This is a genomic window from Massilia sp. Root351 (assembly GCF_001425045.1).
Taxonomy (GTDB): domain Bacteria; phylum Pseudomonadota; class Gammaproteobacteria; order Burkholderiales; family Burkholderiaceae_D; genus Rugamonas.
Genome location: NZ_LMDJ01000031.1, coordinates 225,706 through 240,016 on the forward strand (window position 1 = coordinate 225,706; position 14,311 = coordinate 240,016).

Below are 14,311 nucleotides of genomic sequence, written 5' to 3' on the forward strand. Positions count from 1 at the left end.
CCCTGTAAAGCCCCCAGAGGGAGAAAACGTTTTATCCGCACTTTATTGATGCGTAGCAATAACAGGGGAATTGTTGTAAGCTTCGGCTCCGCGGCGCGGACCAGAACGCCCTAGCTATCCGGACGCTTTTTAAGCTAGGATATGGCATGCGGTTGTGCAACAATCGGCGTATCGCCAGCGCACTCACAGCGTACCGACCAAACCACTGAAATGACCATCATAAAACAGACCGCGCAACACCAAGTTCTGGATCCCTGCCTGCTGGGCAGGCCGGTGCACCGGCTGCCTGCGTTTGCCGCCCAGTTGAAGGAAGACCTGGCCCAGGCCATGCGGCTGAACGTGAACCGCCGCTACTGGGGCACATTCCAGGTCGACAGCGTGGCCTTTTCCCGCCTGGCCGGCGAAGAGAACACGCTGCGCTGGACCAATTTCTCGGCGCCGGCCGGCCAGATCGCCTTTTCGCTCGAGCGCAAGGTGCTGCTGGCGGTGCTGAACTACCGCTACGGCAAGGCCAAGAGCAATGCCGCGGCCGACGACAGCGCCGTCAAGGTGACCGCCACCGAGGAGCGCCTGGCCGTGCTGCTGGGCCAGCAGCTGGCCGGCACCCTGGCCAGCCGCATCGAATCGAACCTGCCTGCCGCGGCGGCAGGCGCCGAGGACGAGGGCTTCAAGCCTGCCGGCGCCGGCTTGCCGGCCAAGGGCGGCTGGGTCATCAGCGTGACGGTGAGCGATCCCGACAGCGAGGGCGGGCAGCCGCTCAGCGGCCGCTTCCTGTTTGCCCTCGACAAGCCTTTGATGGCCAGCGTATTGCGCGGCCTGCAGCCCGAGCGCGACCCGGTGCGGCGCGCCGGCCGCAACCAGGCGCCGCTGGGCGCGCGCCTGCAGGTGGGCCTGCAGGGCCGCCTGGTGAGCAAGGAAATGGAACTGGGCAACCTGTTCGACTTGCGCATCGGCGACGTGATCCCCATCAGCATGCACCGGGCCGAGGTCCTGCTCGACGATTCGCGCCTGTTCACGGCCGCCGTGAGCGAGCACAAGGGCAAACTCTGTTTAACCTCTTTTGAAGATGTCGAGTAAATCCATGATGAACATCAACGCAAACAGCACCAGCGACGCGCTGCTGGAGGACTTGTCGGAAGAAATGATCATCGACCAGGTCAGCAACGACCTGGCCGATGTGGCGCCGGCGCGCAGCGGCGGCGGGCGCCGCGACTTGCCGCAGATGATGCGCAAGATCCCGGTCACGCTGACCCTGGAAGTGGGCTCGGCCCGCATCTCGCTGCAGGACCTGATGGCGATCGGCCCGGACAGCGTGGTCGAGCTCGACGTGCTGGCCGGCGAACCGCTGGTCATCAAGGTCAACGGCACCGCCATCGGCCGCGCCGAAGTGGTGGTGGCGGGCGAAAACTATGGTTTGAAGGTGATCGACCTGGACGGCCTGAACCTCGACATGATGACGCCATGACCCTGGCTGACCGCAGGACGCTCGCTGCCGCCGGCGTGGCGGCCCTGGTCCTGTCCCTGCTGGCGAGCGCGCCAGCCCACGCGGTCGACCTGCTGGCCAACGTGGTGCCCGGCGCCAAGACCGAACTGACGGTCAAGACCCAGATCCTGATCATCATGACCTTGCTGGGCTTGCTGCCCATCATGGTCATGATGATGACCAGTTTCACCCGCTTTGTCATCGTGCTGTCGCTGCTGCGCCAGGCCCTGGGCCTGCAGCAGGGCTTGCCCAACCGCGTCATCACCGGGGTGGCGCTGATCCTCACGCTGCTGGTGATGCGCCCGATCGGCGACCAGGTGTGGCAAGACGCCTTCGTGCCCTACGACCAGGACAAGATCGGCCTGCAGCAGGCGCTGAAGATCGCCGAGCAGCCGATTTCGCGCTTCATGCTGGCCCAGACCAGCAAGTCCGCGCTCAAGCAGATCGCCCACCTGGCCGGCGAGGACAATGTGGCCAAGCCGGCCGACCACGCCTTCACCGTCAAGCTGGCCGCCTTCGTGCTGTCCGAGCTGAAGACCGCGTTCCAGATCGGCTGCCTGCTGTTCATTCCTTTCCTCATCATCGACCTGGTGGTGTCGTCGGTGCTGATGGCCATGGGTATGATGATGCTCTCGCCGCTGGTCATTTCGCTGCCGTTCAAGCTGCTGCTGTTCGTGCTGGTGGACGGCTGGACCCTGACGGTCAACACGCTCGTCACGAGCATCCAGGCGTATTAGCGATGCTGACGCCCGACATCGCGGTCGACCTGATTGTCGAATCGCTGCACATGGTGATGCTGCTGGTGCTGGTGCTGGTGGTGCCCGGCCTGATCATGGGCCTGCTGGTGGCCCTGGTGCAGGCGGCCACCCAGATCAATGAACAGACGCTGAGCTTCCTGCCGCGCCTGCTGGTCACGCTGCTGGCGCTGATCCTGGCCGGGCGCTGGATGGCCGGCTACCTGATGGACTATTGCGTGTCCATCTTCACCCGCGCCGCCACACTGGTAGGGTAGGGCGGGCGGCGATGGAATCCGTACTGGCCCAGCTGCTGCCGCTGCTCAATGCCTGGTGGTGGCCCTTCGTGCGCGTGCTGGCCATGCTGAGCGCGGCGCCGGTGCTGGGCGAGGCCATGGTGCCGGTGACGGTGCGCATCCTGACCGCGCTGGTGCTGTCCATCCTGATGCTGCCGCTGACCCAGAACGCGCTGGCGATCGACCCGATTTCCATCCAGGGCGCGGTGGCCACGCTGGAGCAGGCCGTGATCGGCGGCGTGCTGGGACTGGCCTTCCATTTCAGCGTGTCGGTGATGATGGTGCTGGGTTACGTGGTGTCGAGCCAGATCGGCTTTTCGATGGCGGTGATGAACGACCCGGTCAACGGCCAGTCGTCGGACGTGGTGTCGGCGCTGCTGTCGATGCTGGTGATCATCGTGTTTTTCGCCATCGACGGCCACCTGGTGATCGCCGGCGTGATCGGCGGCAGCTTCCAGGCCTGGCCGCTGGGCGGCGGCTACCATCCGCTGCTGCTGCAGACGGTGGCCTGGAACGTGGCCTGGATCTTCGCCGCCGCCATGCTGCTGGCCATTCCCATCGTGTTCGCCACCATGGTGGTGCAGATCGGTTTCGGCTTCCTGAACCGGGTCGCGCCCACGCTCAACCTGTTCGCGCTGGGTTTTTCGGTGATCACCATCTTCGGCCTGCTGATGCTGGGCCAGGTGGTGCGTTTCATTCCGGAGCACTATATCCGCATGACCGGCCGGGTGCTGGAAATGATACGGCAGCAGATGCAGGTGGCCCATGGCTGAGAGCAGCACCGGCGACAAGTCGGAAAAGGCTTCACAGCAGAAGCTGAAGAAGTCGCGCGAGGAGGGGCAGGTGGTGCGTTCGCGCGACCTGGCCACCGCGCTCGGCATCCTGGTCACGCTGAAGCTGTTCGTCTGGCTGCTGCCGTCCTACCTGACCGACTTTCGCGAGCTGTTCCAGCAGAGCTTCGCCCAGTACGATAGCGAGGGCGCCATGGACAACACCCTGTCGACCATCTTCATGACGGCCATGTGGCTGCTCATCAAGATGGTGCTGCCGCTGTTCGCCGTGCCGCTGGCCATCGTGCTGGGCGGCCTGATCCCGGGCGGCTGGGTGTTTACCAGCAAGCACTGGGCGCCCAAGCTGGAGCGCTTTTCCCCGGTGACCAACCTGGGCCGGCTGTTTTCCGGCAAGCACGCGTTCGAGTTCGGCCTGTCGCTGGCCAAGTCCGGCGTGCTGATCTGGGTGCTGGTGCACGTGGGCACCTCCAGCGTGCGCGACTACACGCGGCTGCAGGGCATGCCGCTCAACGAGGCGCTGGTCAACGGTGCGGCGCTGATGCTGGACGGGCTGATGGCGCTGGTGTCGGTGTTCGTGCTGTTCGCCATTGTCGACGTGCCGGCGCAGGCCTTCTTCTTCGCCAAGAACCAGCGCATGAGCAAACAGGACCTGAAGGAAGAATACAAGAGCAGCGAAGGCCGGCCCGAAGTGCGCCAGCGGGTGCGCCAACTGCAGCGCGCGCTGGCCCAGCGCGCCGCGCGCAAGACCGTGCCCAATGCCGACGTGGTGATCGTCAACCCCGAGCACTACGCGGTGGCGCTCAAGTACGACGAGCAGCGCGCCGAGGCGCCCTATGTGCTGGCCAAGGGCGTCGATGAAATGGCGCTGTTCATCCGCCAGATCGCGCAGGAACACCAGATTGAAGTTTTGCCCCTGCCGCCGCTGGCGCGGGCCATTTACAATACCAGCCAGGTCAACCAGCAGATCCCGGTGCAGCTGTACCAGGCCGTGTCGCAAGTGCTGAACTACGTACTGCAGATCAAGGCCTTCCGCGCCGGCCGCCGCAACGCCGAGCCCGGCTTGCCGGTTGACGTCGATGTGCCATCTTCCATGAGTGAGGTAAGACCCTGATGAATTTCCTGAACCGTATCGTCGCCGAGCTGCGCCGCCACAAGTTCGCCACGCCGCTGTTCGTGATGGCCATCCTCGGGATGATCATCCTGCCGCTGCCGCCCATCCTGCTGGATGTGCTGTTCACTTTCAATATCGTACTGGCGCTGATCGTGATCCTGGTCAGCGTGTCGGCCAAGCGGCCGCTGGACTTCTCGGTGTTCCCGACGGTGATCCTGGCCACCACGCTGATGCGGCTGACGCTGAACGTGGCATCGACCCGGGTGGTGCTGCTGCACGGCCACGAGGGCACGCACGCGGCCGGCCGCGTGATCGAGGCCTTCGGCAATGTGGTCATCGGCGGCAACTTCGTGGTCGGCCTGGTGGTGTTCGTGATCCTGATGATCATCAACTTCATCGTGGTGACCAAGGGCGCCGAGCGGATTTCCGAAGTGTCGGCGCGCTTCACGCTGGACGCCTTGCCGGGCAAGCAGATGGCCATCGACGCCGACCTGAACGCCGGCCTGATCAACCAGGAACAGGCCCAGCTGCGCCGCAAGGACGTGGCCAACGAGGCCGACTTCTACGGCGCCATGGACGGCGCCTCCAAGTTCGTGCGCGGCGACGCCGTGGCCTCGATCCTGATCCTGATCATCAACATGGTGGGCGGCGTGGCGATCGGCGCGCTGATGCAGAACATGTCGTTCGGCGACGCGTTCCGCCAGTACGCGCTGCTGACCATCGGCGACGGCCTGGTGGCGCAGATCCCGGCGCTGCTGCTGTCGGCCGCCTCGGCCATCCTGGTGACCCGCATCAGCGATTCGGGCGACTTCGAAGACACCGTCAAGAACCAGCTGCTGACTTCGCCCAGCGTGATCGGCGGCGCGGCCGGCCTGATGGCCATCCTGGCCGTGGTGCCGGGCATGCCGTGGCTGATGTTCCTGACTTTCGCCGCCGTGCTGGGCTATGTGGCCTGGCGCCTGAGCGGCAAGGTCAAGGCGCCCGACACCAGCGCCATCAAGGCCATCGAGGCCGCGCTGCGCGAGGAGAAGGCGCCCGAGCTGGAGTGGCAGAGCCTGCCTGCGGTGCAGCCGCTGCAGCTGACCCTGGGTTACAAGCTGGTGGGCCTGATCGACAAGGCGCACGGCGAGCCGCTGACCAAGCGCATCCGCGGCGTGCGGCAAAGCCTGTCCGAAGCCATGGGCATGGTGCTGCCGCCGGTGGCCGTGCGCGACGACCTGGGGCTGAAGCCGTCGCAGTACGCGGTGGTGCTCAGCGGCAGCGTGGTGGCGCAGGCCGAGGTGTTCGCCGACCGCCTGATGGCGATCCCGTCGCCCACCGTGTACGGCAAGCTGGACGGCATTCCCGGCGTAGAGCCGGCCTACGGCATGCCGGTGATCTGGATCGAGAGCGGCGAGAAGGCCAATGCGCTGGGGCTGGGCTACCAGGTGGTGGAGGCGCCCAGCGCCATCGCCACCCACGTCTCCAAGCTGATCCGCGAATACCTGCCCGAGCTGTTCCGCCACGAGGACGTGCCGGCCATCCTGGAGCGGCTGGGCGCGCTGTCGCCCAAGCTGGCGGCCTCGCTGGACAAGGCGCTCACGCACACCCAGCTGCTGCGCGTGTTCCGCGTGCTGCTGGCCGAGAACGTGTCGCTGAAGGACATCGTGCCGATCGCCACCACCTTGCTGGACAGTTCGGAAACCACCAAGGACCCCATCCTGCTGGCGGCCGAGGTGCGCTGCGCGCTGCGGCGCCAGATTGTCACCGGCCTGTTCGGCCAGAAGGCCGAGATGCTGGCCTTCAACCTGGGCGGCGAGCTGGAGAACATGCTGCTCGGTTCGCTCAACCAGGCGCGCCAGAGCGGCAAGGTGGTGCTGGACAACTATCCGATCGATCCGCACCTGCTGGCGCAGCTGCAGGTCAATATGCCGGTCGCGCGCGAGCAGATGAAGCAGCAGGCCACGCCGCCGCTGCTGCTGGTGCTGCCGCAGATCCGGCCGCTGCTGGCGCGCTATGCGCGCCTGTTCGCGCCGGGGCTGAACGTGCTGTCCTACAATGAAGTGCCGGAAAACCGCGAAGTGAGCATCATCGGCACGGTGGGCTGAACCCCGGGGCCTGGCCCGGGGGCCGCCGCCGGCTTTCAGGCTCAGGCCGACTCGGAGAACAGGTCGGCCGGCTGCTGCGGCCGCGACAGCAGCACGGCGGTTTCGGCCATGGCCTTGAAGATGGCCTGGGTCAGCATGGCGGTCTGGACCCGGGTCGGATTGTTGTATTCATCGCGCACCGGCGCCAGCTCGCGCATCAGGTGGCAGCGCACCAGCGACAGGCCGTTGCGGCTGACGATGGCGGCCAGTTCCGGCAGCATGGCGCGCATGAACTGCATGGTGGCGTTCTGGTTGGCGCCGATTTCCAGCACCACGCCGTCGCCGGCCGGCTCCATCTGCACCAGCACCTTGCCCATGCCGTCGATGTGGAGTTCCAGCCGGATCGCCACCCGCGCGCGGCGGCGGCGCGGCTCGTCCTGCTGGCCGGGGTCGCGCGACACCACCCGCAGCACCAGCTTTTCCGCCCCCCAGGCATACACCGCGAAGCGCCAGGACTCCAGTTCGCTGAGCATTTGCGGCGTGACGCGGCCTTCGCGCATGGCGGACTGGCCGTGCTCGGTCATGAACAGGCCCGACGGCAGGTGGCGGCCATGGGCCTGCTCCATCAGCGCGGCGCGCTGCTCGCCGTAGGTGCGCACCATCACCGCCCACGACATGGCCATGGTATTGGCGTCCGGCTGTTGCCAGACCAGCTGGCGCGACATTTGCAATTGGTCCGGGCGCAGCGCGGCCGGGTCGGCCAGACTGGCCGCCTGCGCGTGCACCGCGTTGGCGAGCGACTTCAGCCCCTGCTGGGCCAGCAGGGCCTCTTGCGCATCGGCCACCCCGCTCAGCGCCTGGGGCAGTCCCGGCGGCAGCGAGAAGCTGGCCTCCTCGCCGGGCACGTTGGCCACTGGCGGGATGGGCTGGGGCTGGCCCGGCTGCTCGCGCGCCACCCGGTCGGGGATGTTGAGCGAGGAGCTGATCGGATTGAGTCGGTCTATAGCCATAAAGCGATTTTACACTGACCTTAAACGAAAAAAGCCAACCGGCAGTCCGGTTGGCTCTTGTGCTCCCGGGCGCGCGGGCGCCCGGGATGCCCTGGCTATTATTGCAGCAGGGACAGAACCAGCGAGGACTGGCTGTTGCTTTGCTTCAGCATTGCGGTGCCGGCTTGCAGCAGCATCTGGCTCGAGGTCATCGAAGCGGATTCCGAAGCGAAGTCCACGTCCATGATGCGGCCGGTTGCGGTCTTGGTGTTGGTCGAGATGTTGGCCAAGTTGTTGTAGACGTGGTCCAGACGGTTCGACACGGCACCCAGTTTCGAGCGCAGGGTAGCGACGGAGTCGATCGCGGTGGTCAGCTTGCCGATGGCGCCGTTGGCGGCGGTGTCGGTGATGACTTCGGTACCGGCGGTGGTCGATGCGGTGCCGGCGGCGCTGAACTGGGTTGCGCCCAGGCCGATGTCGGTCGTCGCTGCGGTCAGTTCGGTGGTGAAGTCGGCAGACATGGTTTCGGACTGGTCTGCGCCGATCTGGAAGGTGATTGCTGCGGTCAGCTTGCCGCCGGTGCTGTTGAACAGCGCGGTGCCACCGAATTTGGTGTTGCCGAAGATGTTGCTCAGTTCGTTGCTCAGCGAGTCGAACTCGGCTTGCATCGCGGTACGGTCAGCGTCGGTCGAGGAGCCGTCGGCGCCCTGGGTGGCCAGATCTTTCATGCGGACCAGGATGTTGGTGGTTTCGTCCAGCGCGCCTTCGGCGGTCTGCATCATCGACACCGAATTCTGGGTGTTGCGCATTGCCACGGCCATGCCGCTGGTCTGGGCTTTCAGGCGGGTTGCGATCTGCAGGCCTGCAGCGTCATCCATTGCCGAGTTGATGCGGAAGCCGGTGCTCAGACGGGTCATCGACGTGGACAGGTTGTCCTGCGTGCGGGAGATCGAGTTTTGTGCGGAAAGGGCCGCAGCGTTGGTGTGAAGACTCAGCATGAATAACTCCTGGTAGGTGGGTTCGATTCAGAGCAGCGGTACTTTTCTGCGCTCTCCCAAGTACAAGACGACCGTTTGAACGTGGGCATTAAATGCTTTAGAGAAATTTCGTGAAAATAATTTCTTTCCTTAAAAATCGCCTCGGCAGCGGCTTCCGATTATGTTCCCAAAAGCACAACAGCGCAGGCCGGGCGGGCGCTGCGCTGTTGTTTTAATGCCGGTTGGCGCGCTTACATGTTGGGATAATTCGGGCCGCCGCCGCCTTCCGGCGTGATCCAGACGATGTTCTGGGTCGGGTCCTTGATATCGCAGGTCTTGCAGTGCACGCAGTTCTGGGCGTTGATCTGCAGCCGGTCCTGGCCTTCGTCGGTCTTGACGAATTCATACACGCCGGCCGGACAGTAGCGTGCCTCCGGGCCGGCGTACTTGGCCAGGTTCACGTCCACCGGCACGCTGGCGTTTTTCAAGGTCAGGTGGATAGGCTGGTCTTCGGCATGGTTGGTGTTGGAGATGAACACCGAGGACAGGCGGTCGAAGGTCAGCTTGCCGTCCGGCTTGGGATAGGCGATGGGCTGGAAATTGGCGGCCGGCTTCAGGCATTCGTGGTCGCCGTGGCTGTGGCGCAGCGTCCATGGCGCTTTGCCGCGCAGGATCAGCTGGTCGATGCCGGTCATGATGGCGCCCAGGTACAAGCCTTTGCTCAGCCACGGCTTGACGTTGCGCGCCACGTGCAGTTCCTCGTGCAGCCAGGACTGTTCGAAAGCGGTGGGGTAGGCTGCCAGTTCGTCGTGCTGGCGGCCGGCGGCCAGCGCGTCGAAGGCGGCCTGGGCGGCCTGCATGCCGGTCTTGATGGCCGCGTGCGACCCTTTGATGCGGCTCATGTTGAGGAAGCCGGCGTCGCAGCCGATCAGCGCGCCGCCCGGGAACACCAGCTTGGGCAGCGATTGCAGGCCGCCGGCGGTGATGGCGCGGGCGCCGTAGGAAATGCGCTTGCCGCCTTCGAAGAAGGTGCGGATGGCCGGATGGGTCTTGTAGCGCTGGAACTCTTCGTACGGCGACAAGTAGGGGTTTTCATAGTTCAGGCCGACCACGTAGCCCACCATGACCTGGTTGTTTTCCAGGTGGTACAGGAAAGAGCCGCCGTAGGTCTTGGCGTCCAGCGGCCAGCCGGCGGTGTGGATCACCAGGCCGGGCTTGTGCTTGGCCGGGTCGATTTCCCACAGTTCCTTGATGCCGATGCCGTACGACTGCGGGTCCTTGCCCTTGTTCAGGTCGAACCTGGCCATCAGCTGCTTGCCCAGGTGGCCGCGCGCGCCTTCGGCGAACAGCGTGTACTTGCCGTGCAGTTCCATGCCCAGCTGGAAGTCGGGACCGGCTTCGCCGTCGCGCTTGACGCCCATATTGCCGGTGGCGATGCCTTTCACGGAGCCGTCATCGTTGTACAGCACCTCGGCCGCCGCGAAGCCGGGGAAGATCTCCACGCCCAGCGCCTCGGCCTGCTGGCCCAGCCAGCGCACCACGTTGCCCAGCGAGATGACATAGTTGCCATGGTTCTGGAAGCAGTTCGGCAGCAGCATGTTGGGCGCCTGGTAAGCCTTGCTGTCGGTCAAGAACAGGAAGCGGTCTTCGGTCACTTCCGTGTTCAGCGGTGCGCCCAGTTCTTTCCAGTTGGGGATCAGTTCGGTCAGCGCTTGCGGGTCCATCACGGCGCCGGACAGGATATGGGCGCCCAGTTCGCCGCCTTTTTCCAGCACGACGACCGACACTTCCTGGCCTTTTTCCGCAGCCAGCTGCTTGATCTTGATGGCGGCCGACAGGCCGGCAGGGCCGCCGCCGACGATCACGACGTCGTATTCCATCGCGTCGCGCGGGCCGTACTGTTCCAGCAGAGTGTTTGCTTGTGTCATGGTCTGTAGCTTCTTATAAGAATGAGGCGAGAAATTAGCACGAGTGTGCTTCTTTTTCGTCAGTTTAGCAAGATGGGCGCCATTTTGCGGGACAATCTTAGACGCCGCAATCTAATACTGGCATTTTGTGTAATGATTACGTACATGCTAATTACCGATACAGGAGCTGCGCCGTGGGCATAGAAGTGAACTTTGAAGGCAAGATTGCGCTGGTGACGGGCGCCTCCAGCGGCCTTGGCGCACGCTTCGCCAAGGTCCTGGCGCAAGCCGGCGCGCAGGTGGTGCTCGCCTCGCGCCGCATCGAGCGCCTGAAGGAACTGCGCGCCGAGATCGAAGCCGACGGCGGCGCCGCCCACGTGGTGGCGCTGGACGTGACCGACTACGCCAGCATCAAGTCGGCCATCGCGCACGCCGAGACCGAAGCCGGCCAGATCGACATCCTGGTCAACAATTCCGGTGTCTCCACCACGCAACGGCTGGTGGACGTGACGCCGGAAGACTATGCCTTTGTGATGGACACCAACCTGCGCGGCGCCTTTTTCGTGGCGCAGGAAACCGCCAAGCGCATGATCGCGCGCGCCAAGGGCGACCCGAAAAAGCAGCACCGCATCATCAACATCGCCTCGGTGGCCGGCTTGCGGGTGCTGCCGCAGATCGGCGTGTACTGCATGAGCAAGGCCGGCGTGGTGCAGATGACCAAGGCCATGGCGGTGGAGTGGGGCAAGTACGGCATCAACACCAACGCCATCTGTCCCGGCTACATCTCGACCGAGATCAACGAGGACTATTTCGCCAGCGAACAGGGGCGCAAGCTGATCGACATGCTGCCGCGCCGCCGCCCCGGCAAGCCGGAAGACCTGGACGGCCTGTTGCTGCTATTGGCCGGCGAGGACTCGCACTTCATCAACGGCGCCGTGATTTCCGCTGACGATGGCATGACGGCGATGTAACGGCGCGGGCCACAGCGTGGGCAAGCGCGGTTTTCTCTACCCCTGCAGCGCCATGCCGGACGGCGACCACCAGCCGGCCGTGCTGGAACACCGGGACACGCGCGGCCAGGCACGCGAACTGCTGCGCGACTACGGCCTGCGGGCTAGAGCGGGTGTGGCTTGCGCGGCTGCGGCGGCCGGGCAAGACCTTACAGTTGCACGCCCACCAGCTTGTGCACCAGCTCGGAGGAGGTGGCTGCTTCGAACTTGCGCATCAGCTTGGCGCGGTGCATTTCCACCGTGCGCGGGCTGAGGTCGATCTGGCGCGCGATGACTTTGCTGGTCTTGCCTTCCACCAGCAGCGCGGCGATCTCGCGTTCGCGCGGGGTCAGTTCGGCTGTCACGGGCCGCTTTTCGCTGACGTCCTCGAAGGTCCAGATGCCCGGCCCCAGCGGTTCGCGCGCTTTCAGCGCGTGGCCGGTCACGTGGCACCAGAACAGCTCGCCATTTGCGCGGCGCATGATGCGCTCGTCCGAATAGCGGCCCTTGGCGTTCATGATGGGGATGATGCGGTCGCCGGTGCGGATGAACTCGTCCGGGGAAGGGTAGAGCAGGCAGAAGGACTTGCCCACCAGCGCTTCGCGCGCGTAGCCGAACATGCCCGCCAGCGCCTCGTTGCAGGACTGGATGGTGCGGTCCTCCGAGATGCACATGCCCACCGGCGCGTGCAGGAAAATGCTTTCATAGTCGATAGCGAGCGGTGCGTTCATCGGTGCGGGCCGGTAGTTCTACGGTATTGTGGTTTGACTAGGCGTATTCTATGCTGATACCCCATGTGAACAACAGTGCAAGCTTATCAAAACATAAGGGAGATGTATGAATAAAGTGTATCCCGATGCCGCCGCCGCCCTGGCCGGTATTGTGCAGGATGGGCAAACCATTGCCGTCGGCGGCTTCGGCCTGTGCGGCATCCCCGAGGCGCTGATCGGCGCACTGCGGGACAGCGGCGTCAAGCAGCTGACCGCGATCTCGAACAACGCCGGCGTGGACGGCTTCGGCCTGGGCCAGCTGCTGGAAACCCGCCAGATCCGCAAGATGATCGCGTCCTATGTGGGCGAGAACAAGGAATTCGCGCGCCAGTACCTGGCCGGCGAGCTGGAACTGGAGTTTACGCCGCAGGGGACGCTGGCCGAGAAGCTGCGCGCCGGCGGCGCCGGCATCCCGGCCTTCTTCACCAAGACCGGCGTCGGCACCATCGTTGCCGACGGCAAGGAAATCCGCGAGTTCGATGGCGAGCAGTACGTGATGGAGCGCTCGCTGGTGGCCGACGTGTCGCTGGTGAAAGCATGGAAGGCCGACAAGGCCGGCAACCTGGTGTTCCGCAAGACGGCGCGCAATTTCAATCCGAATGTGGCGGCCGCAGGCAAGATTACTATCGTGGAAGTCGAGCAGCTGGTGGAAGTGGGCGAAATCGATCCGGATGCAGTGCATACGCCGGGGATTTTCGTGCATCGCATCGTAGTGAACGCGACGCCGGAAAAACGCATCGAACAGCGCACCGTGCGCGCCAACTGAGGAGACGGACATGGCATGGACTCGTGATGAAATGGCCGCCCGCGCGGCCAAGGAACTGCAAGACGGTTTTTATGTAAACCTGGGCATCGGTTTGCCCACCCTGGTGGCGAACTATGTGCCGGAGGATATCGAGGTGTACCTGCAGTCGGAGAACGGCTTGCTGGGCATCGGCCCCTTCCCGACCGAAGACGAGATCGACGCCGACCTGATCAACGCCGGCAAGCAGACCGTGACGGCGCTGCCGGGCTCGGCCTACTTCAGTTCGGCCGATTCTTTCGGCATGATCCGTGGCGGCAAGATCAACCTGGCCATCCTGGGCGCGATGCAGGTGTCCGAGCAGGGCGACCTGGCCAACTGGATGATCCCCGGCAAAATGGTCAAGGGCATGGGCGGCGCCATGGACCTGGTGGCCGGCGTGAAGAAAGTGGTGGTGCTGATGGAGCATGTGGCCACCGCCAAGGACGGCAGCACCTCGCACAAGCTGCTGAAGAAGTGCGACCTGCCGCTGACCGGCGTGGGGGTGGTGGACCTGATCATCACCGACCTGGGGGTGATGGAAGTGACGCCGGCCGGCCTGAAGGTGACCGAGCTGGCGCCCAACGTGACGAAAGAGCAGCTCGCCGCCGCCACCGGCGCCGAGCTGGACTTGTCGGCAGTCTAAGCGGCCTTAGCGGCGCTGCCTGCCACGCGTGGCGGCGCCGACCATGGCGACGCCTGCCAGCAGCATGGCCCAGGCGCCCGGTTCCGGCACCGGCGAGGCGGGCGCGAACGCGCCGGCTCCCGCCGACAGGCTCAGCGTGCCCTGCAGCGCGGTAGCGCCGCTGTAGGTGGTGCGCCAGAACGCGCCGGAATAACTGCCGCTATCGATGTAGTAGTCTTCGCTGCCGGCGTTCGGCACGCCATTCATGACCAGGTTGGCTTCCGCGACGGCCGTCTCGCCTTCGCCATGGGCGGCCGCCAGCGTCAGGTCGGCCATGAAGCGCACCTCCGTGTTGGGCCCGAGCGTAAAGCCGCTGATCCAGTAACTGCGCACGTTGGCGCCGGCCCCCAGCGTCAGCGGCACGCCGCCGGCGTTGACTTCGCTGTACTGGCTGGCGGGCGTGAGCGTGCTTTCTGCGGCCACCCCGGTCAGGCTGCGCGTCAGCGTGCCGTAGCCGGACGCGCCATAGTTGGGGTACTGGCCCTCGGAACTCATCCAGATATTTCTCGACAGGACTTCGGGCGCGCCATTGACCAGTTGCAGGGTGAAGCTGGGCGCCACGCCGTCGTCCGGCGTCAGGTCCAGCAGTTCCACGCGCAGCGGGCCGATCAGCGACGTGGCGGAGGCGGCCGCGCTGGCCGCACCGCTCCAGCCGCCCAGGCACGCGGCCAGCGGCGCTGCCATCAGCATATGCTTCATTCTCATCGTTACACTCCTTGAATAGACAACGAG

Annotated in this window: 15 protein-coding genes; 10 read left to right on the plus strand and 5 right to left on the minus strand. The window is 64.9% G+C overall.

The window, feature by feature from the left end; translation table 11 throughout:
* Nucleotides 1-210 precede the first annotated feature (210 nt).
* Genes ASD15_RS21045 through ASD15_RS21075 form a run of 7 tightly spaced genes read left to right on the plus strand, consistent with a single transcriptional unit; the run spans nucleotide 211 to nucleotide 6,502 of the window.
* Entirely contained in the window at nucleotides 211-1,077 is an 867-nt protein-coding gene (locus tag ASD15_RS21045) for a FliM/FliN family flagellar motor switch protein (protein ID WP_229418287.1), read from the plus strand.
* 4 nt (nucleotides 1,078-1,081) lie between these two features.
* Nucleotides 1,082-1,465, plus strand: coding sequence for a FliM/FliN family flagellar motor switch protein (locus ASD15_RS21050; protein ID WP_057156984.1), 384 nt, complete (start codon nucleotides 1,082-1,084; stop codon nucleotides 1,463-1,465).
* Nucleotides 1,462-2,220: a flagellar type III secretion system pore protein FliP gene (fliP, locus tag ASD15_RS21055; RefSeq protein ID WP_057156985.1), complete on the plus strand. Its 759-nt coding sequence runs from the start codon at nucleotides 1,462-1,464 to the stop codon at nucleotides 2,218-2,220. Before ASD15_RS21050 ends, fliP begins: the two co-directional genes overlap by 4 nt.
* A 2-nt stretch (nucleotides 2,221-2,222) precedes the next feature.
* Complete coding sequence (locus tag ASD15_RS21060; protein WP_057156986.1) at nucleotides 2,223-2,495, plus strand: flagellar biosynthetic protein FliQ; 273 nt, start codon at nucleotides 2,223-2,225, stop codon at nucleotides 2,493-2,495.
* A gap of 11 nt (nucleotides 2,496-2,506) precedes the next feature.
* Entirely contained in the window at nucleotides 2,507-3,286 is a 780-nt protein-coding gene (locus tag ASD15_RS21065) for a flagellar biosynthetic protein FliR (RefSeq protein ID WP_057156987.1), read from the plus strand.
* Nucleotides 3,279-4,415: a flagellar biosynthesis protein FlhB gene (locus ASD15_RS21070; protein ID WP_057156988.1), complete on the plus strand. Its 1,137-nt coding sequence runs from the start codon at nucleotides 3,279-3,281 to the stop codon at nucleotides 4,413-4,415. The genes ASD15_RS21065 and ASD15_RS21070 overlap by 8 nt, the downstream gene beginning before the upstream one ends.
* On the plus strand, nucleotides 4,415-6,502 hold the full coding sequence (locus ASD15_RS21075; protein ID WP_057156989.1) for a flagellar biosynthesis protein FlhA: 2,088 nt from the start codon (nucleotides 4,415-4,417) through the stop codon (nucleotides 6,500-6,502). The genes ASD15_RS21070 and ASD15_RS21075 overlap by 1 nt, the downstream gene beginning before the upstream one ends.
* A gap of 41 nt (nucleotides 6,503-6,543) precedes the next feature.
* Here ASD15_RS21075 and ASD15_RS21080 read toward each other — a convergent pair whose 3' ends face one another.
* The 3 genes from ASD15_RS21080 to ASD15_RS21090 form a co-directional block, all read right to left on the minus strand.
* Nucleotides 6,544-7,491 (minus strand): flagellar hook-length control protein FliK, encoded by a 948-nt coding sequence (locus ASD15_RS21080; RefSeq protein ID WP_057156990.1) that lies wholly within the window; start codon nucleotides 7,489-7,491, stop codon nucleotides 6,544-6,546.
* A gap of 98 nt (nucleotides 7,492-7,589) precedes the next feature.
* Nucleotides 7,590-8,468: a flagellin gene (locus ASD15_RS21085; protein ID WP_057156991.1), complete on the minus strand. Its 879-nt coding sequence runs from the start codon at nucleotides 8,466-8,468 to the stop codon at nucleotides 7,590-7,592.
* A gap of 230 nt (nucleotides 8,469-8,698) precedes the next feature.
* Complete coding sequence (locus ASD15_RS21090; RefSeq protein WP_200954032.1) at nucleotides 8,699-10,375, minus strand: electron transfer flavoprotein-ubiquinone oxidoreductase; 1,677 nt, start codon at nucleotides 10,373-10,375, stop codon at nucleotides 8,699-8,701.
* Between the two features lie 173 nt (nucleotides 10,376-10,548).
* On the opposite strand from ASD15_RS21090, the gene ASD15_RS21095 reads away from it, so the two are divergent.
* Nucleotides 10,549-11,325, plus strand: a complete 777-nt coding sequence (locus ASD15_RS21095) for an SDR family oxidoreductase (protein WP_057156993.1) — start codon at nucleotides 10,549-10,551, stop codon at nucleotides 11,323-11,325.
* Between the two features lie 188 nt (nucleotides 11,326-11,513).
* On the opposite strand, the gene ASD15_RS21100 is transcribed toward ASD15_RS21095, so the two are convergent.
* Nucleotides 11,514-12,074 (minus strand): LuxR C-terminal-related transcriptional regulator, encoded by a 561-nt coding sequence (locus ASD15_RS21100; RefSeq protein WP_057156994.1) that lies wholly within the window; start codon nucleotides 12,072-12,074, stop codon nucleotides 11,514-11,516.
* A 106-nt stretch (nucleotides 12,075-12,180) separates the two neighbouring features.
* Between ASD15_RS21100 and ASD15_RS21105 the strand changes: the two genes are divergently transcribed.
* Nucleotides 12,181-12,879: a CoA transferase subunit A gene (locus ASD15_RS21105; RefSeq protein WP_056391373.1), complete on the plus strand. Its 699-nt coding sequence runs from the start codon at nucleotides 12,181-12,183 to the stop codon at nucleotides 12,877-12,879.
* A 10-nt stretch (nucleotides 12,880-12,889) separates the two neighbouring features.
* Entirely contained in the window at nucleotides 12,890-13,540 is a 651-nt protein-coding gene (locus ASD15_RS21110; RefSeq protein ID WP_082552014.1) for a CoA transferase subunit B, read from the plus strand.
* A gap of 6 nt (nucleotides 13,541-13,546) precedes the next feature.
* On the opposite strand, the gene ASD15_RS21115 is transcribed toward ASD15_RS21110, so the two are convergent.
* On the minus strand, nucleotides 13,547-14,284 hold the full coding sequence (locus tag ASD15_RS21115) for a PEP-CTERM sorting domain-containing protein (RefSeq protein ID WP_157201058.1): 738 nt from the start codon (nucleotides 14,282-14,284) through the stop codon (nucleotides 13,547-13,549).
* Nucleotides 14,285-14,311 lie beyond the last annotated feature (27 nt).

Excerpts from the sequence above, each read along its gene's own strand:
- ASD15_RS21045 (WP_229418287.1), top strand. The coding sequence starts at position 211 with ATGACCATCATAAAACAGACCGCGCAACACCAAGTTCTGGATCCCTGC.
- ASD15_RS21050 (WP_057156984.1), top strand. The coding sequence starts at position 1,082 with ATGATGAACATCAACGCAAACAGCACCAGCGACGCGCTGCTGGAGGAC.
- fliP (WP_057156985.1), top strand. The coding sequence starts at position 1,462 with ATGACCCTGGCTGACCGCAGGACGCTCGCTGCCGCCGGCGTGGCGGCC.
- ASD15_RS21060 (WP_057156986.1), top strand. The coding sequence starts at position 2,223 with ATGCTGACGCCCGACATCGCGGTCGACCTGATTGTCGAATCGCTGCAC.
- ASD15_RS21065 (WP_057156987.1), top strand. The coding sequence starts at position 2,507 with ATGGAATCCGTACTGGCCCAGCTGCTGCCGCTGCTCAATGCCTGGTGG.
- ASD15_RS21070 (WP_057156988.1), top strand. The coding sequence starts at position 3,279 with ATGGCTGAGAGCAGCACCGGCGACAAGTCGGAAAAGGCTTCACAGCAG.
- ASD15_RS21075 (WP_057156989.1), top strand. The coding sequence starts at position 4,415 with ATGAATTTCCTGAACCGTATCGTCGCCGAGCTGCGCCGCCACAAGTTC.
- ASD15_RS21080 (WP_057156990.1), bottom strand. The coding sequence starts at position 7,491 with ATGGCTATAGACCGACTCAATCCGATCAGCTCCTCGCTCAACATCCCC.
- ASD15_RS21085 (WP_057156991.1), bottom strand. The coding sequence starts at position 8,468 with ATGCTGAGTCTTCACACCAACGCTGCGGCCCTTTCCGCACAAAACTCG.
- ASD15_RS21090 (WP_200954032.1), bottom strand. The coding sequence starts at position 10,375 with ATGACACAAGCAAACACTCTGCTGGAACAGTACGGCCCGCGCGACGCG.
- ASD15_RS21100 (WP_057156994.1), bottom strand. The coding sequence starts at position 12,074 with ATGAACGCACCGCTCGCTATCGACTATGAAAGCATTTTCCTGCACGCG.
- ASD15_RS21105 (WP_056391373.1), top strand. The coding sequence starts at position 12,181 with ATGAATAAAGTGTATCCCGATGCCGCCGCCGCCCTGGCCGGTATTGTG.
- ASD15_RS21110 (WP_082552014.1), top strand. The coding sequence starts at position 12,890 with ATGGCATGGACTCGTGATGAAATGGCCGCCCGCGCGGCCAAGGAACTG.
- ASD15_RS21115 (WP_157201058.1), bottom strand. The coding sequence starts at position 14,284 with ATGAGAATGAAGCATATGCTGATGGCAGCGCCGCTGGCCGCGTGCCTG.